Raw genomic sequence first — 25213 nt, forward strand, 5'->3', positions numbered from 1 at the left:
TACCGTATCGCGATCAGACAACCACTTCGACGCACTGCCCCGGTGGCCGGCCCGCACCGCGCTCCGTCTCCAGCGCGGACTGGAGGATCACCACGGCCGCCGCCTGGTCGATGCGCGACCTGCCCTTCTTCGACGAGACGCCGGAGGAACGCATGTCCCTGGCGGCGCTCACCGTGGACATCCGCTCGTCCACCAACCGCACCGGAAGCGGCGCCACTCGGCGGGCCAGCCGCCCGGCGAACGTCCGCACCCGGTTCGCCGCCGGGCCCTCGCGTCCGTTGAGCGAGCGCGGGAGCCCGACGACGACCTCGATCGGCTCGTACTCGGCGACCAGTTGGTCAAGACGCCGTTCGGCGGCCGGCAGATCGCGCCCCGGCACCGTCTCGACCGGGGTGGCGAGCAGCCCGTCGGGGTCGCAGGAGGCGACCCCGATCCTGGCCTCGCCGACATCGATCGCCAGCCGCCTGCCACGTCGCATCAGGCGGCGTCCGCGACCAGGCGCTCCACGGCGGCCAGCGCCTCGTCGACGGCCGCCGGGTCCTGGCCGCCGCCCTGCGCCACATCGGGCTTGCCGCCCCCGCCGCCGCCGAGCGCCTTGGCCGCGGCGCGCACCAGATCGCCCGCCTTCAACCCGCGTTCCCTGGCCGCCTCGTTGGTGGCCACCACGGTCAGCGGGCGGCCCGAGACCACCGTGAACAGGGCGACCACGGCCGGCCGATCGCCGGCCAGCCGCCCGCGCACGTCCAGCACGAGCTTGCGCAGGTCGTCCGCCGCGGTGCCGTCCGGCACCCGGCCGCTGGCCAGCGCGACGCCCCGGACGTCCCTGGCGCCGGCGGCCAGCCCGGCGGCGGCCTGGAGGACCTTCTCGGCGCGGAACCGCTCGATCTCCTTCTCGGCCTCCTTGAGGCGGCCGAGCATCCCCGAGATCCGCTCGGGCAGCTCCTCCGGCCGGCCCTTGACCAGGTCGGTCAGCTGGGCGACGACGGTGTGCTCGCGGGCCAGGAAGTGGTAGGCGTCCACCCCCACCAGGGCCTCGACGCGCCGCACCCCCGACCCGATGGAGGACTCGCCCAGCAGCTTGACCAGGCCGAGTTGCGCGGTGTTGTGCACATGGGTGCCGCCGCACAGCTCCTTGGAGTAGTCGCCGATGGTGACCACCCGGACGCGATCGCCGTACTTCTCGCCGAACTCGGCGATGGCGCCCTGCTTCCTGGCCTCGTCCATCGACATCACCTCGGCGGTGACGTCGAGTTCACGGCTGAGCACCTCGTTGATCTTCTGCTCCACGTCGGCGAGCACGCTGCCCGGCACGGCGGCCGGGGAGCCGAAGTCGAAGCGAAAGCGCCCCGGGGCGTTCTCCGAGCCCGCCTGCGCGGCGCTGGGGCCCAGCGCGTCGCGCAGCGCCCGGTGGGTGAGGTGGGTGGCGCTGTGCGCGCGGGCGATGGCCCGGCGCCGGCGCACGTCGATCTCGCACTCGACGCCGGCGCCCACGCCGATCTCGCCGACCAGCACCACGCCCCGGTGGGCGATCACCCCCGGCACCGGCTGCTGGACGTCGCGCACCTCGACGACCGCGCCGGACGCGGTCCTGATCCGCCCGGTGTCGGCGAGCTGACCGCCGCCCTCGGCGTAGAACGGGGTGCGGGTGAGCACCACCTCGACCTCGTCGCCCTCCACCGCGACCGGCGAGGGAGCGGCGTCCACCAGCAGGCCGACCACCTCGGACTCGCCGCTGGTCGACGTGTAGCCGACGAACTCCGAAGGCCCCGCGGCGTCGGCGAACTCGCGGTAGGCGGTCAGGTCGGCGTGGCCCTGCTTCTTGGCCCTGGCGTCGGCCTTGGCCCGTTCCCGCTGCTCGCGCATCAGCCGGCGGAACCCGGACTCGTCCACGGACAGGCCCTGCTCGGCGGCCATCTCCAGGGTCAGGTCGATCGGGAAGCCCCAGGTGTCGTGGAGCAGGAACGCCTGCTCGCCGGCGAGCACCCGCCCGCCGGCGGCCCTGGTCTCGGTGACGGCGGTGTCCAGGATGTTGGTGCCGGCCTTGAGCGTCTTGAGGAACGCGGCCTCCTCGGCCAGCGCGACGGTCTCGATCCGCTCGCGGTCCGTGCGCAGCTCCGGGTACTGCTCGCCCATGCTGCCGATCACGGTGTCCACCAGCTCGCCCACCACCGGCTCGGTGGCGCCCAGCAGCCGCATGTTGCGGATGGCCCGCCGCATGATGCGGCGGAGCACATAGCCGCGCCCCTCGTTGCCGGGGGTGACGCCGTCGCCGATGAGCATCACGGAGGTGCGCATGTGGTCGGCGACCACCCGCAGCGAGACATCGCTGCTCTCCGCCGTGCCGTAGGAGACGTCGGTGAGGGCGGCGGCCTTGTCGATCACCACCCGCAGGGTGTCCGTCTCGAACATGTTGTGGACGTCCTGGAGCACCATCGCCAGGCGTTCCAGGCCGAGCCCGGTGTCGATGTTCTGGGCCGGCAGGTCCCCGATGATCGGGAAGTCCTCCTTGCCCTCCCCCGGGCCGCGCTCGTACTGCATGAACACGAGGTTCCACAGCTCGACATAGCGCTCCTCGTTGACCTCGGGACCGCCCTCGGGGCCGAACGCGGGGCCCCGGTCGTAGTTGATCTCCGAGCAGGGGCCGCAGGGTCCCGGCACGCCCATGGACCAGAAGTTGGGGCCCTTGCCGAGCCGTTGCACCCGCTCGGCCGGCACCCCGACCCCCTCGGTCCAGATGCGGTACGCCTCGTCGTCCTCCAGATAGACCGTGATCCACAGCCGCTCGGGGTCGAGGCCGTAACCGCCCTCGGCCTGGGAGGTGGTGAGCAGCTCCCAGGCCAGCGTGATGGCCTGTTCCTTGAAGTAGTCGCCGAACGAGAAGTTGCCGCACATCTGGAAGAACGTGCCGTGCCTGGTGGTCTTGCCGACCTCCTCGATGTCCGGCGTGCGGACGCACTTCTGGACGCTGACCGCCCGCCGGTACGGCGGGGTGGCCTCGCCCAGGAAGTAGGGCTTGAACGGCACCATGCCGGCGGGGACCAGCAGCAGCGTCGGGTCGTCCGCGATCAGCGATGCCGAGGGCACCACGGAGTGCCCACGCTTCTCGAAGAAGCTCAGCCAGCGGCGGCGGATTTCAGCCGACTCCATCAGAGGTCCTCATTTCCGGTCGGTCGGAACGGTCGGGTCGGTCCGGTCAGGTGCGGGGCCGCGTCCAGCGGCGCGCGGCGGGGCGCGGGCGGCAGGGCGCGGTCGGGCGGCTCGGCGGTCAGGCCGAGCGCGTCGTTCAGCTCAGTCTCCCGCTCGGCCATGCCGTCACGCACGTCCAGGGCGAAGCCGCGCAGCCGGTGCCCGGTGGCGACGGCCCGGTCGGCGGCTCGGGCGGCGAGGCTCTCCGGGGTGAGTTGACGCAGCTTGCGCTGGACCCGGGTGGTGGCCCAGACGCCCGCCGCGGCACCGGTGGTGAACCAGAACACGCGACGCATCATCGGGTCTCGGTCCTTCCTGAACGCTGTCCTGGACGCTGGCCGGCACGCCGGCGGCGGGGAACGGGCACCACGCGCGGCTCCTGGGCCGGCGCACCGCGTCGGCCCAGGGCCCGGCGCACCGCGTAGCCGAAGGCCGCGACCTTCACCAGGGGCCCGCCGAAGGTGCTGGCCACCGTCGTGGAGAGGGCCGAGGCGTTGGCGGTGACATCGCGCACGTCGGCGGTGATGTGGTCGACCTGCTCCAGCTGGGTCTGGGCGCTGCGCACGGTCCGCGACGCCTCCCCCAGCAACGGGACCACCTGCTCGGTGACCGAGCCGACCAGCTCCGTCGCCGCCCGCAGCGTCCGGGCCAACCGGTACAGCACCACGGCGAGGAACGAGACCAGGATCGCCCAGAAGACGGCCACCAGCAGGCCGGCCACTTCTCCACCGGACACGAACGCACCGCTTCCCTCGGATGGGTAGTTTTGCCGCCCCGAGGTCGACGGGCGGCCAGCGGAGATGGCGCCTCGTACCGCGCTCGACGGCAGGTCCGAACCCTATCGCGCTCCCCGCTCGCGCTCGTACCGCAATCCTCCGCGTCTGCCAAGAGGCACCGCCGACAATTGTACGTTCTGCTTACCTACGCGTACCCTGCGTGTCTTATGCGAGGCTTTCAGGGGTCCGAGCCTCCGGCTCGGGAAACGGCTCGGGGGGCTGCGCGGGCAGGCAACCTCCCCGCGGAGTTGACCAGGTTCATCGGGAGGAGCGCCGAAGTCAGCGCGCTCACCTCGGCGTTGACCGACGACCGGCTGGTGACCGTCACGGGAGTCGGGGGGGTGGGCAAGTCCCGCTGCGCGCTCCAGGCGGCACGGCTGTTGCAGGAACGCTTCTGCGATGGCGTCTGGCTGGTCGAGCTGGCCGGCCTGCGCGATCCCGAACTGCTGGAACACGCCGTGGTCGAGGCGCTGGGCGTCACCGACCAGTCGAGCCGCCCACCGTTGACCGTCCTGCTCGAACAGCTCGCCGGACGCCGGATGTTGCTGGTGCTCGACGGCGTCGAGCACCTGGTGGAGCCGACCGCCGCGCTGGCCCACGAGCTGCTGCGGCGAGTGCCCGGGCTGCGCGTCCTGGCCACCGGACGCCGTCCGCTGGGCGTCGCTGGCGAGCGGCTCTACCCGTTGGCGCCGATGACGGCGCCGGGCCCCGCGGCCGGTGCCGAGGCCGCCAGGGTCCCGCTCGGCGAGGCGGCCTGGCTCTTCGCCGACCGCGCCACCGCCGTGCTCCCCGGGTTCGCCGTCACCGACGACAACCGCCGGGTGGTCGCCGAGCTGTGCCACCGCCTCGACGGCATCCCCCTGGCCCTTGAGCTGGCCGCCGGCCGGCTGCGGACCCTCTCCCTGGAACAGACCCTGCAACGGCTCGACGACCGGTTCCGGCTGCTGGTCGGCGGCAGCCGGGGCGCGCCGCCGCAACACCAGACGCTGCGCACCGCGATGGGCTGGAGCCACGAGCTGTGCACCCCGCAGCAGCGGCTGCTGTGGGCCCGACTCTCGGTCTTCGCCGGCCACTTCGACCTGGAGGCCGCCGAGTACGTCTGCTCGGGCCCCGACCTGCCGGCCGACGAGGTGCTCGACGTGCTCACCGAACTCGTCGCCCAGTCGGTCGTCAGCCGGGAGGAGGCCCCCTCGGGGGTGCGCTACCGGATACTCGACACGGTCCGCGCCTACGGCGCCGACTGGCTGTCCGCCACCGGTGACAGCGACCGGCTGCGCCGCCGCCACCGGGACTGGTGCACCGGTCTGGTCACGTGGTGCGAACTGGAGTGGTTCAGCCCGCGCCAGTCCGAGGTGGCTTGCCGCATCCACGACGAACTGCCCAACCTGCGGGCCGCGTTCGAGTTCGCCCTGGAGGAGGACGAGGACGCCAGGTTCGGGCTCTACCTCGCCGCGACGCTCTGGTTCTGCTGGGTGGCCTGCGGCCGACTCGCCGAGGGCCGCCACTGGTTGGACCGCGCGCTGGCCCTCGGCACCGACCACGAGGACACCCGGCTGCGCGCGCTGTGGGTCGTGGGCTATGTCGCGGTGCTCCAGGGGGACACCGTGGCCGCGCTCACGGCCCTCCACGAGTGCCGGGAGGCCGCCGAACGCACGGGCAACGCGCGGGCCGTCGCGTACTCGATACACCTCAGCGGCTGCCTGGCGCTGATCAACGACGAGACGGACGAGGCCGAGACGCTGCTGCGGACGGCCCTGCGGCAGTACGACGAGATCGGCGAACTCAACAGCAACGTGCTGATGGGGCAGGTGGAGTTGGCGATGGCGCTGGCCTTCAAGGGCGATATCGCCGGCGCGGCCTCGCTCTGCGAGCAGGTGCGGGACATCTGCGAGGAGCACGGCGAGCAGTGGGCCCGCTCGTACGCGCTGCACGTCCTCGGGTTCGCGGCGTGGAACCAGGGCGACACGGCGGCGGCCCGGGAGATCCTGGAGGAGTCGCTGCCGGTGAACTACGCCTTCCGCGACCTGGTGGGCACGGTGTTCGCGCTTGAGCTGCTGGCCGGGATCACGGCCAGCGAGGGCGACGCGGTCGAGGCGGCCGTGCTCCAGGGCGCGGCGGCCCGGCTGTGGCGTTCGGTGGGGATGCCCCTCTTCGGCTCCGAGTACTTCAACGATCCCCACAACCGCAGCGCCCGCGAGGTCGTGGAACGGCTCGGCAAGGCACGGTTCAGCGAATGCCTCCGCGAGGGCGAACGCCTCGACACCGACGCCGCCGTCGCCCGCGCCCTCCGCCGCTGACGCCTCCGGCGAGGCGAGCCACCCACGGCCGGCAGCGACGCCGGATGCCTCCGGCGGCGGACCGCACGGGCGCAACAGCCCCAGCGACAAGCCGACCACCCGGCGGGGCGGAACGCCCAACGCCTCCGGCGGCGGACGGCGGGGGCGGAACAGCCCCCAGCGACAACCGCCCAGACGGACGCCCCCGGCCAATAGCCAACCACCCGGCAGAGCGGGCCACCCACGGCGGCCGGACGGACACCCCCGGCGACAAGCCGACCACCCGGCAGGGCGGAACGCCCAACACCTCCGGCGGCGGACCGCGCGGGCGGGAACCCCCCGGCGACACCAAGACCAACATCAACGACAAACCGGACGACCGACCGGGCAGACGCCCCCGGCCACCAGCCGGCCACCCGGCGGGGCGGAACGCCGGATGCCTCCGGCGGCAAACCGGGCGAGCGGAACGGCCCCGGCAACATCCGGACCAACGTCAACGACAACCGCCCGGACAGACCCCCCAGCCACCAGCCCACCACCCGGCGGGGCGGAACGCCCAACACCTCCGGCGGCGGACCGCGCGGGCGGGAACCCCCCGGCGACACCAAGACCAACATCAACGACAAACCGGACGACCGACCGGGCAGACGTCCCCGGCCACCAGCCGACCACCCGGCAGGGCGGAACGCGCAACGCCTCCGGCGGAGTGGAGCCCACGCCGCAACAAGCGGGACGGACGAGACGGCTCTCGCGGCAGGTCGGACGCGCACCCACGGCGGCCGGGCGGACGCCAGCGGTGGGCCGGCGTGGAGTTCGTCGGCGATCGGCTGGGCGGAGCCCTCACCGCCGCACGGGGCCGGCGTCCCAACGGACGAGACGGCTCTCGCGGCAGGTCGGACGCGCACCCACGGCGGCCGGACGGACGCCAGCGGTGGGCCGGCGTGGAGTTCGTCGGCGATCGGCTGGGCGGAGCCCTCACCGCCGCACGGGGCCGGCGTCCCAAGGGCCAGCGGACCCCGCCGGGTTGGGCCCCGGCCAACCCGCCGGCGCGGGAACCCCGTCGTCCGGACGCCGGCCCCGGCCGGAAGGCCGGCCGCCTCGGGAAAAGGGCGGTGCCCCGGACCGGCGTGCCCGGTGGGGGCACTGCCGGCCGGGGCACCGCCCGGAACTCCGCACAGCCGGCCCGCGAGGGCTCAGCGGGCGTAGTACTCCACGACCAGCTGCTCGTCGCAGATCACGGGGACCTCACTGCGGTTGGGGTTACGGTCCAGCCGGAACGCCAGCGCGGGGAGGTTGACCTGGAGGTAGCGGGGGGTCTCGCCGTCGCCGGCGTAGCCGCCCTCACGGGCCACCAGGAAGGGGTGCTTGTCACGGCTGCGCTCGCGGACGCTGATCACGTCGTCCGGGCTGACCCGGAACGACGGCTTGTCCACCTTGCGGTCGTTGACGGCGATGTGGCCGTGCACCACCATCTGGCGGGCCTGGTAGATCGTCCTGGCCAAGCCGGAGCGGAGCACCAGCGCGTCGAGGCGCCGCTCCAGCTCCACGATCAGCGCCTCGCCGGCCTTGCCGGTGACCTTCCGGGCGCGGTCGTAGGCACGCACCATCTGCCGCTCGCTGATGTCGTACTGGGCCCGCAGCCGCTGCTTCTCCAGCAGACGGACCTTGTAGTCGCTGTTCTGCTTGCGGCCACGCCCGTGCTCGCCCGGCGGGTAGGGGCGCCGCTCGAAGTACTTGACCGCTTTCGGCGTGAGCGCGATGCCAAGTGCGCGTGACTTCTTGACCTTGGGACGCGACTGGTTCACGTTGAACGGACCTCCGTGTAAGTTAGGTGAGGCTTACCTTAGCTGAGGAGTGCGCATGATTCGACCTGGGAGCCCCCTGCCCGAAACCGGTCACCGGAGCCGGGAAGCGAGCCAGCCGCGTCCCACGGAGGAAACCCAACAGCCAACGGCCGCCGAGCGGGTGCGCACTCTGGTGGAGTCGAACGCCTCGGCCGCGCTCACCATTCCGGGTGCGGAACGAGACGGCGTCGACAACACCGCACCCAGTGTGCCGGAGGCCCGAGCGGTCACGCCCACCGGGGATGTGTTGTTGTTGGTCCCGACGGACTCATTCGCCGGGCGTACGGCGGTACACGCCCAACACGACGAGGTGACGGCCGTGATGGAAATCACAGATGTCGCACCCGTTTCGGTGCCCCAGCGCATCCGTGGCCGGTCCTGGGTGGCCGGTTGGCTGACCGCGGTCCCCCCGGCCGAGAGCGGCGCCTGTCGCCGGCTGTTGGCGCGGACGCACCCGGCGGGGCCGGTGCCCGGGCCGGCGTGGACGCTGCTGCGGATGGAGGTCGGCGAGGCGTATGTCGACGACCTCTGGGGGCAGGAGCATGTCGAGCCCGACGACTTCGCACGGGCGACGGCCGATCCGCTGGCCCGCCACGAGGCCGAGCTGCTCCAGCACCTCGCCGCCAGCCATGAGACGCAACTCCGCTCGCTGTGCTCCCTGTTGGCCGACCTGCCCGGCGACTGCGCCAAGCCGCTCGGGATCGCGCCGCTGAGCCTGGACCGCTACGGGCTGCGGCTGCGCTGCCGCACGGAGAGCTCCTGCTTCGACGCGCGCTTCGACTTCCCCGAGCCGGTGAACGACGTCGGGCAGCTCCGCCGCGCGATGCGCTGGCTCTTCGAGACGGCCGCGGAGACGCCCTGACGCGGCCTCAGGACCGCTCGGGGCGGTCCGCGAGGCGCTCACGGACCCGTTCGAGCACCTCGGCGTACCGCGCCTCGGCGCCGTGGCGGGTGGGCTGGTAGTAGCGCTTGCCGTCCACCGCGTCCGGCGCGTACTGCTGGCCGGCGATGCCGCCGGGGAGATCGTGCGGGTACTGGTAGTCCCGGCCATGGCCGAGTTTCTTGGCGCCCTGGTAGTGGCCGTCCCGCAGATGTGGCGGCACCGGCCCTGCCAGGCCGGCCCTGACGTCCGCCTGAGCCGCGCCGATCGCCATCACGGCCGCGTTGGACTTCGGCGCGAGGGCCAGCGCGATGGTCGCCTGGCTGAGCGTGATCGCGGCCTCGGGGAAGCCGATCAGCGCCACCGCCTGGGCCGCGGCCACCGCCGTCTGGAGGGCCGTGGGGTCGGCCATCCCGATGTCCTCGCTGGCCGAGATCATCAGCCTTCTGGCGATGAACCTGGGATCCTCGCCCGCCTCGATCATCCGCGCCAGATAGTGCAGGGCCGCGTCCACGTCGGAGCCCCGCACCGACTTGATCAACGCGCTGGCCACGTCGTAGTGCTGATCGCCGTCCCGGTCGTAGGCGACGGCGGCGCGGTTCACGGCCGCCTCAAGGGCCGCCAGCGCGATCTCCGACGCCCCCTCGGCCAGCGCCGCGCCCGCGCCCGCCTCAAGAGCCGTCAGCGCGCGTCGCCCGTCCCCGCCGGCGATGCGCAGCAGATGCGCCTCGGTGTCCTCGGGGAGCGCCACAGCGCCGCCCAGGCCCCGCTCGTCCCGCACGGCGCGGCGCAGCAGGCCGCGCAGGTCGTCGTCGGTGAGGGGTTCGAGGGTGAGCAGCAGGGAGCGGGAGAGCAGCGGCGAGATCACGGAGAAGTACGGGTTCTCCGTGGTGGCGGCGATCAGCGTGACCCAGCGGTTCTCCACGGCGGGGAGGAGGGAGTCCTGTTGGGCCTTGCTGAAGCGGTGGATCTCGTCCAGGAAGAGGACCGTGTCCCTGCCGAACCCGCCCGAGGAGCGGCGGGCGCCGTCGATCACGGCGCGCACCTCCTTGACCCCGGCGGTGATCGCCGACAGCTCGACGAAGCGCTTGTCGGTGGCCTGGCTGACGACATAGGCCAGCGTGGTCTTGCCGGTGCCCGGAGGGCCCCAGAGGATCACGGACGAGGGGCCGGCCGGCCCGCCGGCCCCCTCCCCCACCAGGCGGCGCAGGGGCGAGCCCGGGCGCAGCAGATGGCTCTGGCCCACGACGTCGTCAAGGGTGCGGGGACGCATCCGGACGGCCAGCGGGCTGGCCGTGGGGTCCTTCTCGGCGCGCTCTTCGGCGGCGGCGGTGAACAGATCGGGCTCCACGGCACCGACCCTAAGCCACCCCTCTGACAGCGCCCTCGCCACGGGGGGAAAGCCCCCGGCCCGGGCCCTCCGTCAGCTGGTCCAGAAATCCCACCAGCGGGTCAGGATCAGCATGCCGATCACGCCGATGTGCACGGCGGGGAAGAGCCAGTGGAACTCCTCCAGGGTGTTCCGCACGCCGCGCGGGACGGGGAGGAAGCCCTGGCGGACGTTGTGCAGGGTGGTGTACCAGAACATCACGATGGTGGCGACCCAGGCGAGGCAGCACCAGAGGCAGAGCGCGTTGATCTCGTAGAACGACTGGTACTGGAGCCAGGTGCAGAAGACGACGCCGAAGAGCGTGCCCCCCTGGAGGCCGAGCCAGAACCAGCGCTGGTAGCGGGCGCCGGCCAGCAGGCCCATGCCGATGGCGATCACCACACCGTAGGTGACCAGGCCCAGCATCGGGTTGGGGAAGCCGAACGCCTTGGCCTGATCGCTCTCCATGATGCTGCCGCAGGAGATCACCGGGTTGAGGCTGCACGCCGGCGTGAAGTCCGGGTCCTCAAGGAGCTTGAACTTGTCCAGCGTGATGACCCAGGCGGCCAGCAGGCCGGCGAAGCCGGTGATCACCAGGGTCAGGGCGAAGGCGCGCCCGGCGCCGACCGCCCCGCTCCGCACGGGCTCGTCCTCCGTGCGCTCCTCGTCCACCGCCGCGTCTGCTGCCGTGCCTGCTGCCGTGCCTGCTCCCATGGCGCCCAATCCGCTCTGTCCCGGGGTCCGGATCCCCATTCTCTACCAGTGAATCAGCGCCGGTGTAAGGCCGTCGTCAACACCCGGGGCGTATCGGGCCGACTCCTCGCCCGATACGCCCCGTTGATCACCAATGCACCGCCGGTGACCGCACGCCCCGGCAGGTGCCCCCGGCACCGCCCGAAGGGAGGACCCGGTCATCGAGCCGTTGACGGAAGGCCGTCGAAGGCCGGGTCAGCCGAGCAGCTTGCGCACCTCGGTCGGCACCTGGTCCAGCTGGACGGGCCACTGCTCGCCGCTGGAGAGGTCCTTGAGCTGGAGCACGCCGTCCGCCAGATCCCGGTCACCGGCGACCAGCGCGATCCGCGCGCCGCTGCGGTTGGCCGACTTCATCGCCGACTTGACGCCCTTGCCCCCGTAGGCGAAGTCGGCCGCGACACCGGCCCTGCGCAGCTCGGTGACGAGCGGGAAGAGCGCGCTCCTGGCGGCCTCGCCGAGCGGGACCGCGTAGACGTCGGTGGCGGCCGGCACCTCCGTCGTCACGCCCTCGGCGCGCAGGGCCAGCACGATGCGGTCCACGCCCAACGCCCAGCCGACGGACGGCAGGGCCGGGCCGCCGATCATCTCGGAGAGCCCGTCGTACCGCCCGCCGCCGCCCACGCCCGACTGGGCGCCGAGGCCGTCGTGGACGAACTCGAAGGTGGTGCGGGTGTAGTAGTCGAGCCCGCGCACCAGCCGGGGATCGTCGACAAAGGGGACGCCCGCCTCGGTGAGCAGGGCGCGCACCGAGGCGTGGTAGGCGCGGCAGTCGTCGCAGAGGTGGTCGGGGATCATCGGCGCCCCGGCCAGCTGGCCGCGCACGCTCTCCCGCTTGTCGTCCAGCACCCGCAGCGGGTTGATCTCGATCCGCTCCCTCGTCTGCTCGTCCAGATCGAGCCCACGGAGGAACTCCTGGAGCGCGGCGCGGTAGCCGGGGCGGCACTTCGCGTCGCCCAGGGAGTTGAGCACCAGCTTGACCTCGCGCAGGCCCAACGACCGGTACGCGTCGGCGGCCAGGATGATCAACTCGGCGTCCAGCGCCGGATCCTCGACGCCCAGCGCCTCGGCGCCCACCTGGGAGAAGTGCCGGTAGCGGCCGGCCTGCGGGCGTTCGTAGCGGTAGTAGGAGCCGGAGTACCAGAGCTTGACCGGCAGGTTGCCCTGCCGGTGGAGGTTGGCCTGGAGCGCGGCGCGCAGCACCGAGGCGGTGCCCTCGGGCCGCAGCGCCAGTTGGTCACCGCCCTTGGTGGTGAGGGTGTACATCTCCTTGGTGACGATGTCGGTCGACTCGCCCACGCCCCGGGAGAACAGCTCGACCTGCTCGAATCCCGGGGTCTCCACATAGCCGTAGCCCGCGGCGCGCAGCGGGCCGGCGACGGCCTCGCGGACCGCGAGGAACGTCGCCGAGTCCGGCGGCAGCAGATCGTAGGTGCCCTTGGGGGCGGAGAACGTGCGGGGGGTGGAGTTGTCGTCGCTCACTCGCTGTTTCACATTCCTCGTCGCGGTGCCGGGGCCTCCCCGGCGCCGTGGCCGGCGGCCAGCTCCCGCAGGAAGGGGTTGCTGGCGCGTTCCCGGCCGATGGTGGTCTGCGGGCCGTGCCCGGACAGCACCACGGTCGAGTCGTCGAGCGGCAGGCAGACACGGGCCAGCGACCGCAGGATCTCGGCGTGATCGCCACCGGGCAGATCGGTGCGTCCGATGGAGCCGGCGAACAGCAGGTCGCCCGAGAAGAGCACCGGCGGAACGTCCGCCGCCTCGGGGGTCCCGAAGGTCACCGACCCCTCGGTATGGCCCGGGGCGTGCGCGACGGAGAACGAGAGGCCGGCCAGCTCCAGCGTGGACCCGTCCGTCAGCTCCCGCAGATCGTCCGGCTCGCCCATCGTCAGCTCGCCCAGCAGCGGTTGGCCGATCCGGGCGCCCAGCGCCCGCTCCACGTCGCTGAGCATGTAGCGGTCGTCCGGGTGGAGATAGGCGGGCACGCCGTGCGCGCCGCAGACCGGGACGACGGAGGCCACATGGTCGATATGGCCGTGGGTGAGGATGACGGCGGCAGGGCGCAGCCGGTACTTGGCGATGGTCTCCTCGACGCCGGGGGCCGCGCGGTGCCCCGGATCGATGATCACGCACTCCTCGCCGGCCGCGGGCGCCACCAGATAGCAGTTGGTCCCCCAGGCGCCGGCGGGAAAGCCTGCGATGAGCACACTCGTCCTTCGGTCGTCTTCTCTGGCGTTCTCGATGTGGTTCTCGGCGTGGTTCCGAGGATGGTTCTCAGCCCGATCCGAGCCTACCGGCGACGGTACGCGGCCGGCGAACCCGTATACGGTGACGCCACAAGGTCCGGTGGAAGTATGAAGTATCCAGTGGCGTAAAGGAGAGCGCGGTGTCCAGCAAGGAGCGGCGGCGCAGGGAACTCGCGCGGGCCAAGTACGAGCGGCAGGCGCGACGCAGGGCGGAGCGGGCCAAGCGGGGGCGCAGATACCGCGTCCTGAGCGTCGCGGTGGCGGTGCTCGTGGTGGCCGGCGCCGGAACGACGTGGGCGGTCTGGGCCAACGGTCACGACGACACCTCCGACCAGGCGGCGTCCGACCAGCCGACCGACGAGCAGCCGTCCGAGGAGCCGGCGGAGCCCGTCGAGGACCCCTGCGACCCGCCGGCCGACGGGGAGCCCTCGGGGCAACAGTGGGACAGCGTGCCGGAGATGACCGTCGACACGGACGGCGAGCAGCTGATGCGGCTCGCGACGACCTGCGGCGACATCGAGCTGACGCTGGACCCGGGAGCGGCTCCGCAGACGGTCAACTCCTTCGCCTTCCTGGCCGGCGAGGGCTACTTCGACCACACCCCCTGCCACCGCCTGGTGACGGAGGGCATCCACGTGTTGCAGTGCGGCGACCCGACGGGCACCGGGCAGGGCGGCCCCGGCTACTCCCTCCCCGACGAGAACCTCGACGATCCCGCGGTGGCCGACGGCGTCTACCCCGCGGGCACGGTGGCCATGGCCAACAGCGGCCCCGACACCGGCGGCAGCCAGTTCTTCGTCGTCTACGAGGACAGCGAACTCCCCGCGAGCTACACCCCGTTCGGGACGGTCACGGCGGGGCTCGACGTGGTCGAGATGATCGCCGAGACCGGCGCGGCGGAGCCCGATCCGACCAGCGGGAACACCGCGCCGCACGCGACCGTCGTGATCAACGAGGCGACGGTGGAGCCGTTGGCCTAGGGAACAGGCCCCCTCGCCGGGCAATTTCCGCCCGGCAAGGTGCGGACAGCCGGGTGGGGTGTCGCCTATGTTTGGCCGTGTGCGGGGCCTGGCGCGTCGGCGTGCGGGCCCGGCAGCCGGTGTGGGCCGGCGAGAACTGTGGACGGTGCCGCGGGTGTTGAGCCCGTCGCGCATCAAAAGAGGAGGCGCTGTGAGCAGCGAGCCGTGGGGCCGTGTTGATGAGTCGGGGACCGTGTACGTGCGGACGGCCGACGGGGAAAAGGTCGTCGGCTCCTGGCAGGCGGGCTCTCCCGAGGAGGCGCTCGCCTACTTCGAGCGCAAGTATGAGGGTCTGGTCGTGGAGATCGGGCTGTTGGAGCGCCGGGTGCGCACCACGGACCTCTCCGCCAAGGACGCCACGGCCGCCATCGACCATCTGCGGGCGCAGGTGGACGAGGGCCACGCCGTCGGCGACCTCGTGGCCCTGGGCAAGCGGCTCGACGCGCTGGTGGCGACGGTCGACTCCCGCCGCGAGGAGCGGAAGGCCGCGCGCGCGAAGCAGAGCGAGGAGGCCAGGGTCGCCAAGGAGGCCCTGGTCGCCGAGGCCGAGGAGTTGGCGTCCAGCGATCAGTGGCGCGCGGCGGGCGAACGGCTGCGCGCCCTGGTCGACACCTGGAAGGGCCTGCCCCGGCTCGACCGCAAGACCGACGACGAGCTGTGGCACCGCTTCTCCCACGCCCGTTCGGCGTTCTCCAAGCGGCGCAAGTCGCACTTCGCCGCGCTGGACGCGCAGCGGGAGGAGACCAGGCGGCGCAAGGAGAAGCTGATCAGTGAGGCGGAGGCGCTGTCCGGGTCCACCGACTGGGGGGACACGGCGACGCGTTACCGCGAGCTGATGCGGGACTGGAAGGCCGCCGGCCGGGCGCACCGGGACGCCGAGGAGGATCTGTGGGCCCGCTTCCGGGCCGCGCAGGACGTCTTCTTCCAGGCGCGTGGCGCGGTGTTCGCCGAGCGGGACTCGGAGCAGCGGGAGAACCTGGCGCGCAAGGAGGAGTTGGCCGCCGAGGCGGAGAAGCTGCTGCCGATCACCGACCTCAAGTCGGCCAGGGCGGCCCTGCGTTCCATCGGGGAGCGCTGGGAGGCGATCGGGCATGTGCCGCGTGACGCCAGGGCCGGCGTCGAGGGGCGGATGCACACGGTCGAGCGCGCGGTGCGTGAGGCCGAGGACGCCGAGTGGCGGCGGTCCAACCCGGAGGCCAGGGCGCGCGCCGCCGGGCTGACCGGCCAGTTGCAGGACGCGGTCGACCGGCTGCGGGAGCAGGAGGAGAAGGCGCGCGCGGCGGGCAACACGGCCAAGGCGCAGAAGCTGGAGCAGGAGCTGGCCGGCCGCCAGGCGCTGCTGGACCAGGCCCTCAAGGGCCTCCAGGAGTTCGGTGGTTGACCTTCCCCGCTGCTCCCTTGTGGGCGAACGCGCGGCGGGCGGCCGGGAGTTGATCCCGACCGCCCGCCGCGTTCCGCGTGTGGCTAGGGGCGGCGCGGTGAGGTGACGCGGTAGACGTCGTAGACGCCCTCGACGCGGCGCACCGCGCGCAGCACATGGCCGAGGTGCTTGGGGTCGCCCATCTCGAACGTGAACCGGGAGGTCGCCACCCGGTCCCTCGACGTCTGCACGGCCGCCGACAGGATGTTCACGTGCTGGTCGGAGAGGACCCTGGTCACGTCCGAGAGCAGCCGGGAGCGGTCCAGCGCCTCGACCTGGATGGCGACCAGGAAGACGGACGACTGGGTGGGCGCCCACTCGACCTCCAGGATGCGCTCCGGCTCGCGGGACAGGGAGTCGACGTTGACGCAGTCCGCGCGGTGCACGGAGACGCCGTTGCCCCGGGTGACGAACCCGATGATCGGATCGCCGGGCACCGGGGTACAGCAGCGGGCGAGCTTGACCCAGACGTCCTCCACGCCCTTCACCACCACGCCGGGGTCGGCCGCCGAGCGGCGGCGGGCTCCGGCCGGCACGGGGGGCGCGGTCTCGGCGAGGTCCTCGTTGGCCGCGTCCTCGCCGCCGACCGCCTGGACCAGCTTCTGCACGACGCTCTGCGCCGACACATGGCCCTCGCCGATCGCGGCGTAGAGCGAGGAGATGTCGGGGTAGCGCATCTCGTGGGCGAGGGTGACCAGGGAGTCCCCGGTGAGCACGCTCTGGATGGGCAGGTTCTGCTTGCGCATGGCGCGCGCGATCAGGTCCTTGCCCTGCTCGATCGCCTCGTCCCTGCGCTCCTTGGAGAACCAGCCGCGGATCTTGTTCCGCGCCCGGGGCGACTTGACGAAGCCCAGCCAGTCGCGGGAGGGCCCCGCGCCGTCGGCCTTGGAGGTGAAGATCTCCACGGTGTCGCCGTTGTCCAGGGTGGACTCCAGCGGCACCAGGCGGCCGTTGACCTTGGCTCCTATGGTGCGGTGGCCCACCTCCGTGTGCACCGCGTAGGCGAAGTCGACGGGGGTGGAGCCGGCCGGCAGCGCGATCACGTCCCCGGTGGGGGTGAAGACGAAGACCTCGTTGCGGGAGAGGTCGAAGCGCAGGGACTCCAGGAACTCGCCCGGGTCCTCCGTCTCCTTCTGCCAGTCGAGCAACTGCCGCAGCCACGCCATGTCGTTGACGGTGCCGCTCTTGTCCCCGACCCGCTTGGGGCTGTCGGTGCGGACCTTGGACGAGCCGGCCACGGCCTGCTGCTTGTACTTCCAGTGCGCGGCGATGCCGAACTCGGCGCGGCGGTGCATGTCGAAGGTGCGGATCTGCAGTTCGACGGGCTTGCCGCCAGGACCTATGACGGTGGTGTGCAAGGACTGGTACATGTTGAACTTGGGCATCGCGATGTAGTCCTTGAACCGCCCCGGCACCGGGTTCCACCGGGCGTGGACGGTGCCGAGCGCCGCGTAGCAGTCGCGGACGGTGTCCACCAGGACGCGGATGCCCACCAGATCGTAGATCTCGGCGAAGTCCCGGCCGCGCACGATCATCTTCTGGTAGACGCTGTAGTAGTGCTTGGGCCGCCCGGTGACCGTGGCCTTGATCCGGGCGCCGCGCAGGTCCGCCTGCACCTCGTCGATCACGGTGGCCAGATACTCGTCCCGCTTGGGCGCCCGCTCGGCGACCAGCCGCACGATCTCGTCGTACATCTTGGGGTAGAGGATGGCGAAGGCCAGGTCCTCCAGCTCCCACTTGATGGTGTTCATGCCAAGCCGGTGCGCCAGCGGGGCGTAGATCTCCAGCGTCTCGCGGGCCTTCTGCTCCTGCTTCTCCCGCTTCAGGAACCGCATGGTGCGCATGTTGTGCAGCCGGTCGGCGAGCTTGATGACCAGGACCCTCGGGTCCTTGGCCATCGCGACGACCATCTTGCGGACCGTCTCGGCCTGCGCGGCCTCGCCGAACTTGACCTTGTCGAGCTTGGTGACGCCGTCCACCAGGAGCGCCACCTGGTCGCCGAAGTCGCGCCGCAGCGTCTCCAGGCCGTACTCGGTGTCCTCGACGGTGTCGTGCAGCAGCCCGGCCATCAGGGTGGCGGCGTCCATGCCCAGCTCGGCCAGGATGGTGGTGACGGCCAGCGGGTGGGTGATGTAGGGGTCGCCGCTCTTGCGCTTCTGCCCCCGGTGCCACCGCTCGGCGACCTGGAACGCCTGCTCGATCTGGCGCAGCGCCGCAGTGTCCGCCTTGGGGTCGTTGGCCCGCACCACCCGCAGCAGTGGTTCGAGGACCGGGTTGTACGGGGTGGAGCGCTGGACGCCGAGTCTGGCCAGCCGTGCCCGGACGCGGTTCGACGAACCGGAGCGGCCGGAGACGCCGGAGACCGCCGGAGTGGCCGGTGGGGCCGCGGCGCCCTGCGCGTGGGAGTCCGCGCCGCCGTCGCGCCAGCCGAGGGCCGTTGCGGGCTTGCTGTTCTTCCGCTGCGTGGAGGTGAGCGGCTGGGCGTCGTCGGGCAAGGGCACTCCTTGTGCGGCCCCTCTCCGCGCCGGGGTGGCTCGGCGGGGGGAACGGTCCTCCTGGCCGTACACGGCGTGGAGAAGAGTCCGGCCGGGGAACGATCGGACTGCCATGGTAACGAGGGCGGGCAAACCGTTCGCGTTCAACCGGCACACGCGAGGGGGCGCCCGCCTCCATGGCGAGCGCCCCTGCTGTGTGCGTGCGTTGTCAGACGGTGATGAGCGCCTGGTAGGGGGTGTCGCCCAGAGCGGCGAGCACACGTTCCCTGCCGGGAAGAAAACCCAGCTCCATCAGCACGGCCAGACCGGCGAGCCGCGCCCCGGTGCGCCGCACCAGGCCGACCGCGGCCTCGGCGGTCCCCCCGGTGGCGAGCACGTCGTCCACGATCAACACCCGGTCGTCGGAGGAAAGATCCTCGGCGTGGATCTCGATCTCCGCGCTGCCGTACTCCAGGTCGTACCGCTGGGCCAGGGTGGCGCCCGGCAGCTTCCCCGCCTTGCGCACCGGGATGAAGCCGATCCCGGCCCGCAGCGCCACGGGGGCGCCGAGGATGAAGCCGCGCGCCTCCAGACCGACGATCTTGGTGGCCCCGCGCTCCTCGGCGATCGCGGCGAGCGCCTCGATCAGCGCGGAGAACGCCTCCGGATCGGCCAGCAGCGGGGTGATGTCCTTGAACACGATGCCGGGCTTGGGGTAGTCGGCGACATCCCTGACCCGACTCAGCAGCAGCTCGCCGAGCCGCCGCTCAGCGCCCTCCCGCGAGGTCACGGCCGTCACCGCCGCTTGCCCGAGGGACGGCCCCGGCCCCTGGTGCGGGAGACCGGCTGGCGGCGCGGGCCACGCCGCTGACCGCCGGCCGCGCCCACGGGGGTGGCCTCGTCGTCCCCGCCTGCCTCGTCGTCCGGCGCCTCGTCCGCCGAGGACTCGACCGGCTCGTCATCGGCGCTCCTGGCCTGCTCGGCGGTCTCGGCCTCCTCCGGCTGGCCGCTCTCCGCACGCTTGGCGCGCTTGAGGAGGACCCGCCGGTCGTTGGCCGCGATCAGGGGCTCCCGCGACTTGAAGTCGGCGACCAGCGGGGTGGCGATCATGATCGAGGAGTAGGCACCGGCGGCCAGGCCGACGAAGATCGACAGCGCGATGTCGTTGAGCATCCCGCCGTTCAGCAGCCCACCGCCGATGAAGAGCAGGCCGGCGACCGGCAGCAGCGCCACCACCGAGGTGTTGATGGAGCGCACCAGGGTCGCGTTGAGGCTGCGGTTGGCCAGCTCGCGGTAGGTGTATCTGGACTGGCGGGTGACGTTGTGGGTGGTCTCCTTGAGGCTGTCGAAGACCACCACCGTGTCGTAGAGCGAGTACCCGAGGATGGTCAGCAGTCCGATGACCGTGCCCGGGGTGACCTCGAATCCGACCACCGCGTAGACGCCGACCGTGATCGTCAGGTCGTGCACCAGGGCGATCAGCGCCGCCAGCGCCATGCGCCACTCGAAGGCGATGGCCAGGTAGATGACCACCAACACCATGAAGATGGCGAGGCCCTGCCAGGCCCGCTTGGCGATCTGCTCACCCCAACTGGGGCCGATCACCTCGGCGTTCAGCTCCGAGGTGGGGATGCCCAGCTCCTCGGCGAGGGCCGCCCGCAGCTCGTTGGACTGCTCCGGCTCCAGGCCGCCGACCTGGATCCGCATGGTGTCGTCGCTCAGGGTGTTGACCAGCGGCATATGGCCGGTCTCCGCCCTGACCACGTCCCTGGCCTCCTCCTCGGAGATCTCGGTGGGCGGGGTGGTGAACATCGCGCCCCCCTCGAACTCCACGCCCATCTGGAGGCCGCGCAGCGGCAGCGCCGCGAGCGCGAGGACGGTGATCAGCAGGGAGACGGCGTACCAGATCTTGCGCTGGCCGACGATGTTGAGCTTGACGTCGCCCCGGTAGAGCCGGGCACCGAGATCGCCGAGCCGTGACATCTCACGCCTCCTTCGGGTCGGAGGGAACAACGGGGGCCGGACGGCGCGCGCGGCGCAGCGGTGGGGGCGCCCCCAGACGCCTGGGGTCGAGCCCGGACCAGGAGTGCCCGCTGGAGAAGAACTTCCGCCGGGCCGCCAGCGTCATCAGCGGCTTGGTGAAGAGGAAGACCACCAGCACGTCCAGCAGGGTGGTGAGGCCCAGCGTGAAGGCGAAGCCCTGCACCTTGCCGACGCTGACGATGAAGAGCACCGCGGCGGCCAGGAAGGAGACGAAGTCGGAGACCAGGATGGTGCGCCGGGCCCGCGGCCAGGCCCGTTCCACGGCGGGACGCAGGCTGCGCCCCTCGCGGATCTCGTCCCTTATCCGTTCGAAGTAGACGATGAACGAGTCCGCCGTGATTCCGATGGCGACGATCGCGCCGCAGACGGCCGGCAGGTGCAGCGCGAAGCCGATGGCCGGCCCGAGCAGCGCCATGATCGCGTAGGTCAGGATGCCGGAGACCACCAGGCTGGCCAGCGCGATCAGGGAGAGACCGCGGTAGTAGACCAGCATGTACAGCACGACCAGGGCCAGGCCGATGCCACCGGCGATCAGGCCGGCGCGCAGCTGCTCGCCGCCCAGGGTCGGGGAGACGGTGGAGACGCTGGCCTCGTCGAAGCTCAGCGGCAGGGCGCCGTACTTCAGGATGTTGGCCAGCTCGTCCGACGAGTCCTGGTCGAAGGTGCCGGAGATCTCGGCACGGCCACCGCCGAGCCGCTCACGCACGCTGGGCGCGGAGACCGTCTCGCCGTCCAGCACGATGGCGAACTGGTTCTGCGGCTCGACCTGGGTGGACAGCTGCGCGGTGATGTCGGCGAACCGGTCGGCGCCGGTGCCCGTGAACTCCATCTGGACGATCCACCCCTGGTTGGGGTCGTAGACGGAGTTGGCGTCGCTGACGTCGGTGCCGGGGACGGCGACCGGGCCGAGGGCGTACTTGACGGGGCGCTGGGTGTCGCAGGAGACGATGGGCTCCTCGTCCAGGGCCTCGGCGGCGGCGCGGCTGGCGGCCAGCCTGGCGTCCGGGGTGGTGCAGTCCAGCTCCTGGAGGCGGGCCTGGAGAGCGGCGGCGTCCGCGGCCGGGTCCTCGCCCTCGGCGGGCTCCTCCGTCGCTTCGTCGGTGGCCTCGTCGTCGGTGCGGTAGGAGGCCGGCGAGAGACCGCCGGTGTCCCGGTCGGCGCCGGGGACGCCGAGGCTCTGGTCCTCCTGGCCGTCGCCCGGCTCCTCGGTGGCGTCGTCCGCCGGCTCCTCGGCGGAATCCTCGGCCGGGTCCTCGCCGTCGGTGCCCTCTTCCGAGGGCTCCTCGGTGGGCTCCTCCGCCGGATCCTCGCCCTCGGCGCCCTCCTCGCCCTCCTCGGGCGCCGGCTCCTGCGGCGGCAGGGCGTCGGCGGCCGAGAGCACCGGACGGAAGCCCAACTCGGCCGTGGTACCGACCTGTTCCCTGGCCGCCTCCTCGTCGGTCCCCTTGGGGATGTTGACGATGATGTTCTCGCTGCCCTGGGTCTGGACCTCGGCCTCCTGCACACCGAGACCGTTGACCCGGCGCTCGATGATGGAGACGGCCGTGTTCAGGTTGGTCTCGTTGACCGCGTCCTCGTCACCCGCGTCGGGGCGGGCGGTGAGCGTGATGCTCGTTCCGCCGGCGAGGTCGATGCCGAGCCGTGGCGTGGTGTGCCCCGACACGAACATGCCTCCGGTGAGCACGACCACGATCAGCAGGATCAACGCCAGGGCCAGGCCCGGCCTGCCCTGGCCCCGGGACCTCAGATCCCGCTTCCGTGAGGGCCCAAGGCCCTTCTTCGGTGTCGCCACCTTCTCGTCTTCTCTCTGTCCAATGCCCCGCGCACCCGGTGCTCGCGGCAGGGCTCAGGGGAATGACTGACGAACGGCCGAAGCCGTAGCCCTACGCCTTGGAACCGCTCTCGCCCTCGTCGTCACCCCGGTCGCGCCGCTTGGCCGACGTGTCCTCGGCCTCCCGCGCCTCGTCCTCGCCGTCCTTCTTCTCCAGCTCCACCCGCTCCTCGGCCTCGTCGGCGGTCAGGGCGGAGGCGTCGTCGGGGACCACCACGGACTCGTCGTCCTCGGGCTCGTCGCCGTCGACGATCCGCTGGTACTCCTCGGCGTCCAGCACCACGGCGATCGCGTTCTTGGCGTAGATGGCCTGCACTCCGGGCGAGACCTCAAGCAGCACCGTGTCCTCACGCACTTCCTTGACCTCGGCGTACATGCCGCCGATGGTCCGCACGCCGGTGCCGGGCTCGATCGACTCCCGCATCTCCAGCGCTTGACGCTGGCGGTTCTTGGCGGAGCGCGTCATCAGGAACATGACGCCGATGAGCAGGATGAAGGGGAAGAGAAACGCGATATCCACGGCGGGGGAATTTCCTTTGTTTGGCCGCTCGCGCGGCCTGGCATTCGGGGGTCAGGGCGCCGTCCTAGGGGCGGATGGCATCGGCGGAGTCTAAGCGAGGCTGCGCCAGGGGAACAACGTCCTGGATGCTATCGAAGTTCCACGGGGGGTGAACCACGCCTGCTGGGGCGTCATCACGTCCCGAACAGTCCCGGTTGTCCGCCGGGGGGCGCGTCGGGCGGGGTGAGCCCCAGATGGCGCCAGGCCGCAGGGGTGGCCACCCGGCCCCTGGGGGTGCGGGCGAGCAGCCCCTCCCGCACCAGGAACGGCTCGGCCACCTCCTCCACCGTCTCCCGCTCCTCCCCCACGGCGACCGCCAGCGTGGAGAGGCCGACGGGGCCGCCGCCGAACAGCTTGAGCAGCGCCCGCAGCACCGCGCGGTCCAGCCGGTCGAGGCCGAGGGCATCCACCTCGTAGACCTCAAGGGCGCTGGCCGCGACCTCCCTGGTGACCACTCCGTCCGCCCTGATCTGGGCGTAGTCCCGCACCCGGCGCAGCAGGCGGTTGGCGATCCGGGGCGTGCCACGGGAGCGCCCGGCGATCTCCCCCGCGCCCTCGGCGGTGACCTCGACGCCCAGCAGCCCGGCGGAGCGGTGCACCACCCGCTCCAGCTCGGCGGGCTCGTAGAACTCCATGTGCCCGGTGAAGCCGAACCGGTCGCGCAGCGGCGCCGGCAGCAGCCCCGCCCTGGTGGTGGCCCCGACCAGGGTGAACGGGGGCAGCTCCAACGGGATGGCGGTGGCGCCTGGGCCCTTGCCGACGATCACGTCGACGCGGAAGTCCTCCATGGCCATGTAGAGCATCTCCTCGGCCGGCCGGGACATGCGGTGGATCTCGTCCAGGAAAAGGACCTCGCCCTCGGCCAACGAGGAGAGGATCGCGGCCAGATCGCCCGCGTGCTGGATGGCGGGGCCCGAGGTGATGCGGATCGGCGCCGCCATCTCGGCGGCGATGATCATGGAGAGGGTGGTCTTGCCGAGCCCGGGGGACCCGGAGAGCAGCACATGGTCCGCCGTGCCGCCCCTGGCCCTGGCGGCACGCAGCACCAGGTCGAGCTGTTCGCGCACCCGCCGCTGCCCGATGAACTCGCCCAGGTCCTTGGGGCGCAGCGCCGCCTCGACCGCGAGATCCTCGCCGTCGGCCGCCGCGCCGACCAGCCGGTCCACGCCGCCGCCCACGCTGTCGTCGTCCGGGCTCACTTCGGCTGTCCTCCTGGGGTCGTACTGGAGTCGTGCTGGAGTCGTGCTCGGCGGTCGGGGCGGTCACACGCGTTCCGTCGGGTCAGCGGGCGCGGTTGAGGGACTGCAGCGCGGCCCGAAGCAGCCCGGCGACGGCTGGCTGACCGCCCTCGGCGAGCGTGGCCTCGGCCTGCGGCGTCACGGCCTCGACGGCGCGCTCCGCCTCCCGCGGCTGGTATCCGAGGCCGACGAGGGCGGCGAGCAGCTGGTCGCGCCAGCCGGGCGCGGGACCGCCGCCGGCGCGCTGCGCCGGGGGCTGGGGCGCGGCGGAGCCCAGGGGGGCGCCCAGCCGGTCCTTCAGCTCCAACAGGAGCTTCTGCGCGCCCTTCTTGCCGATGCCGGAGACGGCGGTGAGCGCCTTCTCGTCCCCCGTGGCCACGGCGAGGCGCAGCCCGTCGGGGCGGTGCGCGGCCAACATCGCCTGCGCCAGCCTGGGGCCCACCCCGCTCGCGGTCTGGAGCAGTTCGAAGACCTGCCGCTCGTCCTCGTCGGCGAAGCCGTAGAGGGTGAGCGAGTCCTCGCGGACCACGAGGGAGGTGGCCAGCCTGGCCGGCTCGCCGAGCCGCAGCGCGGCCAGCGTGGGGGGCGTGCAGCGCACGGCCAGCCCGACGCCGCCGACCTCCACCACCGCTGTGTCGGGGGTGAGGGCGGCGACCGGCCCTTGGACGAAGGCGATCATGCGGGGGCGCTGCCCTTCGGTGGGGAGTTCGGTGGGGTGACGGCAGGGATGAGCCGGGCGGCTGCCGCCGACTGGGCGGCGCGCAGGCGCTGTTGGGCCGGGGCGCGCCAGATGTGACAGATCGCCAGCGCGAGCGCGTCGGCCGCGTCCGCCGGCTTGGGCGGGGCGGCGAGCCGCAGCAGCCGGGTGACCATGGCGCCGACCTGGGCCTTGTCGGCCTGGCCGCTGCCGGTGACGGCGGCCTTGACCTCGCTGGGCGTGTGCAGCGCGACAGGCAGCCCGCGCCGCGCGGCGCAGAGCATGGCGACCGCGCTGGCCTGCGCGGTGCCCATCACGGTGCGGACGTTGTGCTGGCTGAACACCCGCTCCACGGCGACGGATTCCGGCTGGTGCGCGTCCAGCCACTCCTCCATGCCGCGCTCGATCTCCACCAGGCGCAGCGCCGTGTCCGTCTCCGCCGGGGTGCGGATCACGCCGACCGCCAGCATCCGCAGCGGGCGGCCGGCCACGCCGTCCACCACGCCGATGCCACAGCGGGTCAGCCCCGGGTCAACTCCCAGTACCCGCACCGGCTCTCCTTGCTCTCGCCCCCCAGGACCGGCCCGTTGACCAGCCGTGGGGCAGGC

At 72.3% G+C, this 25213-nt stretch carries 21 protein-coding genes; 4 read left to right on the forward strand and 17 right to left on the reverse strand.

Features of this window, described 5'->3' with window-relative positions:
• Positions 1 to 13 precede the first annotated feature (13 nt).
• The 4 genes from ruvX to K4G22_RS01520 are packed head-to-tail and all read right to left on the reverse strand — an operon-like array spanning position 14 to position 3922.
• Complete coding sequence (gene ruvX / locus K4G22_RS01505; protein WP_228077759.1) at positions 14 to 478, reverse strand: Holliday junction resolvase RuvX; 465 nt, start codon at positions 476 to 478, stop codon at positions 14 to 16.
• The gene (gene alaS / locus K4G22_RS01510) at positions 478 to 3147 is read right to left on the reverse strand and encodes an alanine--tRNA ligase (RefSeq protein ID WP_228077760.1); all 2670 of its coding nucleotides are present in this window, start codon (positions 3145 to 3147) and stop codon (positions 478 to 480) included. Before alaS ends, ruvX begins: the two co-directional genes overlap by 1 nt.
• Positions 3147 to 3485, reverse strand: a complete 339-nt coding sequence (locus K4G22_RS01515) for a DUF6167 family protein (protein ID WP_228077761.1) — start codon at positions 3483 to 3485, stop codon at positions 3147 to 3149. The genes alaS and K4G22_RS01515 overlap by 1 nt, the downstream gene beginning before the upstream one ends.
• On the reverse strand, positions 3482 to 3922 hold the full coding sequence (locus K4G22_RS01520; RefSeq protein WP_228077762.1) for a DUF948 domain-containing protein: 441 nt from the start codon (positions 3920 to 3922) through the stop codon (positions 3482 to 3484). The genes K4G22_RS01515 and K4G22_RS01520 overlap by 4 nt, the downstream gene beginning before the upstream one ends.
• Before the next feature lie 288 nt (positions 3923 to 4210).
• Between K4G22_RS01520 and K4G22_RS01525 the strand changes: the two genes are divergently transcribed.
• A complete protein-coding gene (locus K4G22_RS01525; RefSeq protein ID WP_483414793.1) occupies positions 4211 to 6259 on the forward strand; it encodes an ATP-binding protein in 2049 nt (682 codons plus the stop codon).
• A 1172-nt stretch (positions 6260 to 7431) separates the two neighbouring features.
• Here the strand turns inward: K4G22_RS01525 and rpsD are convergent.
• Complete coding sequence (rpsD, locus tag K4G22_RS01530; RefSeq protein WP_228077764.1) at positions 7432 to 8043, reverse strand: 30S ribosomal protein S4; 612 nt, start codon at positions 8041 to 8043, stop codon at positions 7432 to 7434.
• 55 nt (positions 8044 to 8098) lie between these two features.
• Here rpsD and K4G22_RS01535 point away from each other — a divergent pair, with 55 nt between their 5' ends.
• A complete protein-coding gene (locus tag K4G22_RS01535) occupies positions 8099 to 8944 on the forward strand; it encodes a DUF2470 domain-containing protein (RefSeq protein ID WP_228077765.1) in 846 nt (281 codons plus the stop codon).
• Between the two features lie 7 nt (positions 8945 to 8951).
• Here the strand turns inward: K4G22_RS01535 and K4G22_RS01540 are convergent, their stop codons facing one another.
• The 4 genes from K4G22_RS01540 to K4G22_RS01555 form a co-directional block, all read right to left on the reverse strand.
• On the reverse strand, positions 8952 to 10313 hold the full coding sequence (locus K4G22_RS01540; protein WP_228077766.1) for a replication-associated recombination protein A: 1362 nt from the start codon (positions 10311 to 10313) through the stop codon (positions 8952 to 8954).
• 72 nt (positions 10314 to 10385) lie between these two features.
• Positions 10386 to 11045 (reverse strand): vitamin K epoxide reductase family protein, encoded by a 660-nt coding sequence (locus tag K4G22_RS01545; protein ID WP_228077767.1) that lies wholly within the window; start codon positions 11043 to 11045, stop codon positions 10386 to 10388.
• A 234-nt stretch (positions 11046 to 11279) separates the two neighbouring features.
• Entirely contained in the window at positions 11280 to 12563 is a 1284-nt protein-coding gene (gene hisS / locus K4G22_RS01550) for a histidine--tRNA ligase (RefSeq protein WP_228077768.1), read from the reverse strand.
• A gap of 8 nt (positions 12564 to 12571) precedes the next feature.
• Positions 12572 to 13285, reverse strand: a complete 714-nt coding sequence (locus K4G22_RS01555) for an MBL fold metallo-hydrolase (protein WP_228077769.1) — start codon at positions 13283 to 13285, stop codon at positions 12572 to 12574.
• A gap of 179 nt (positions 13286 to 13464) precedes the next feature.
• Between K4G22_RS01555 and K4G22_RS01560 the strand changes: the two genes are divergently transcribed.
• Positions 13465 to 14304 carry a peptidylprolyl isomerase gene (locus K4G22_RS01560; protein WP_228077770.1) on the forward strand — a complete coding sequence of 280 codons (840 nt, stop codon included), beginning with the start codon at positions 13465 to 13467 and terminating at the stop codon, positions 14302 to 14304.
• Between the two features lie 190 nt (positions 14305 to 14494).
• The gene (locus tag K4G22_RS01565) at positions 14495 to 15724 is read left to right on the forward strand and encodes a DUF349 domain-containing protein (RefSeq protein ID WP_228077771.1); all 1230 of its coding nucleotides are present in this window, start codon (positions 14495 to 14497) and stop codon (positions 15722 to 15724) included.
• An 83-nt stretch (positions 15725 to 15807) separates the two neighbouring features.
• Here K4G22_RS01565 and K4G22_RS01570 read toward each other — a convergent pair whose 3' ends face one another.
• From K4G22_RS01570 to ruvC, 8 genes are all read right to left on the reverse strand, one after another.
• Positions 15808 to 18258 (reverse strand): RelA/SpoT family protein, encoded by a 2451-nt coding sequence (locus tag K4G22_RS01570; protein ID WP_228077772.1) that lies wholly within the window; start codon positions 18256 to 18258, stop codon positions 15808 to 15810.
• A 208-nt stretch (positions 18259 to 18466) separates the two neighbouring features.
• Positions 18467 to 19027: an adenine phosphoribosyltransferase gene (locus K4G22_RS01575; RefSeq protein ID WP_228077773.1), complete on the reverse strand. Its 561-nt coding sequence runs from the start codon at positions 19025 to 19027 to the stop codon at positions 18467 to 18469.
• Between the two features lie 5 nt (positions 19028 to 19032).
• Positions 19033 to 20220, reverse strand: a complete 1188-nt coding sequence (secF, locus tag K4G22_RS01580) for a protein translocase subunit SecF (protein WP_228077774.1) — start codon at positions 20218 to 20220, stop codon at positions 19033 to 19035.
• A gap of 1 nt (position 20221) precedes the next feature.
• Positions 20222 to 22072 (reverse strand): protein translocase subunit SecD, encoded by a 1851-nt coding sequence (secD, locus tag K4G22_RS01585; RefSeq protein ID WP_228077775.1) that lies wholly within the window; start codon positions 22070 to 22072, stop codon positions 20222 to 20224.
• Between the two features lie 91 nt (positions 22073 to 22163).
• On the reverse strand, positions 22164 to 22631 hold the full coding sequence (yajC, locus tag K4G22_RS01590) for a preprotein translocase subunit YajC (RefSeq protein ID WP_228077776.1): 468 nt from the start codon (positions 22629 to 22631) through the stop codon (positions 22164 to 22166).
• Between the two features lie 173 nt (positions 22632 to 22804).
• The gene (ruvB, locus tag K4G22_RS01595; RefSeq protein WP_228077777.1) at positions 22805 to 23869 is read right to left on the reverse strand and encodes a Holliday junction branch migration DNA helicase RuvB; all 1065 of its coding nucleotides are present in this window, start codon (positions 23867 to 23869) and stop codon (positions 22805 to 22807) included.
• Between the two features lie 82 nt (positions 23870 to 23951).
• Positions 23952 to 24587, reverse strand: coding sequence for a Holliday junction branch migration protein RuvA (gene ruvA, locus K4G22_RS01600; RefSeq protein WP_228077778.1), 636 nt, complete (start codon positions 24585 to 24587; stop codon positions 23952 to 23954).
• On the reverse strand, positions 24584 to 25156 hold the full coding sequence (ruvC, locus tag K4G22_RS01605; protein WP_228077779.1) for a crossover junction endodeoxyribonuclease RuvC: 573 nt from the start codon (positions 25154 to 25156) through the stop codon (positions 24584 to 24586). The genes ruvA and ruvC overlap by 4 nt, the downstream gene beginning before the upstream one ends.
• Between the last annotated feature and the right edge of the window lie 57 nt (positions 25157 to 25213).

Origin of the sequence: Streptomyces profundus, assembly GCF_020740535.1 — a bacterium.
Lineage (GTDB): Bacteria > Actinomycetota > Actinomycetes > Streptomycetales > Streptomycetaceae > Streptomyces > Streptomyces profundus.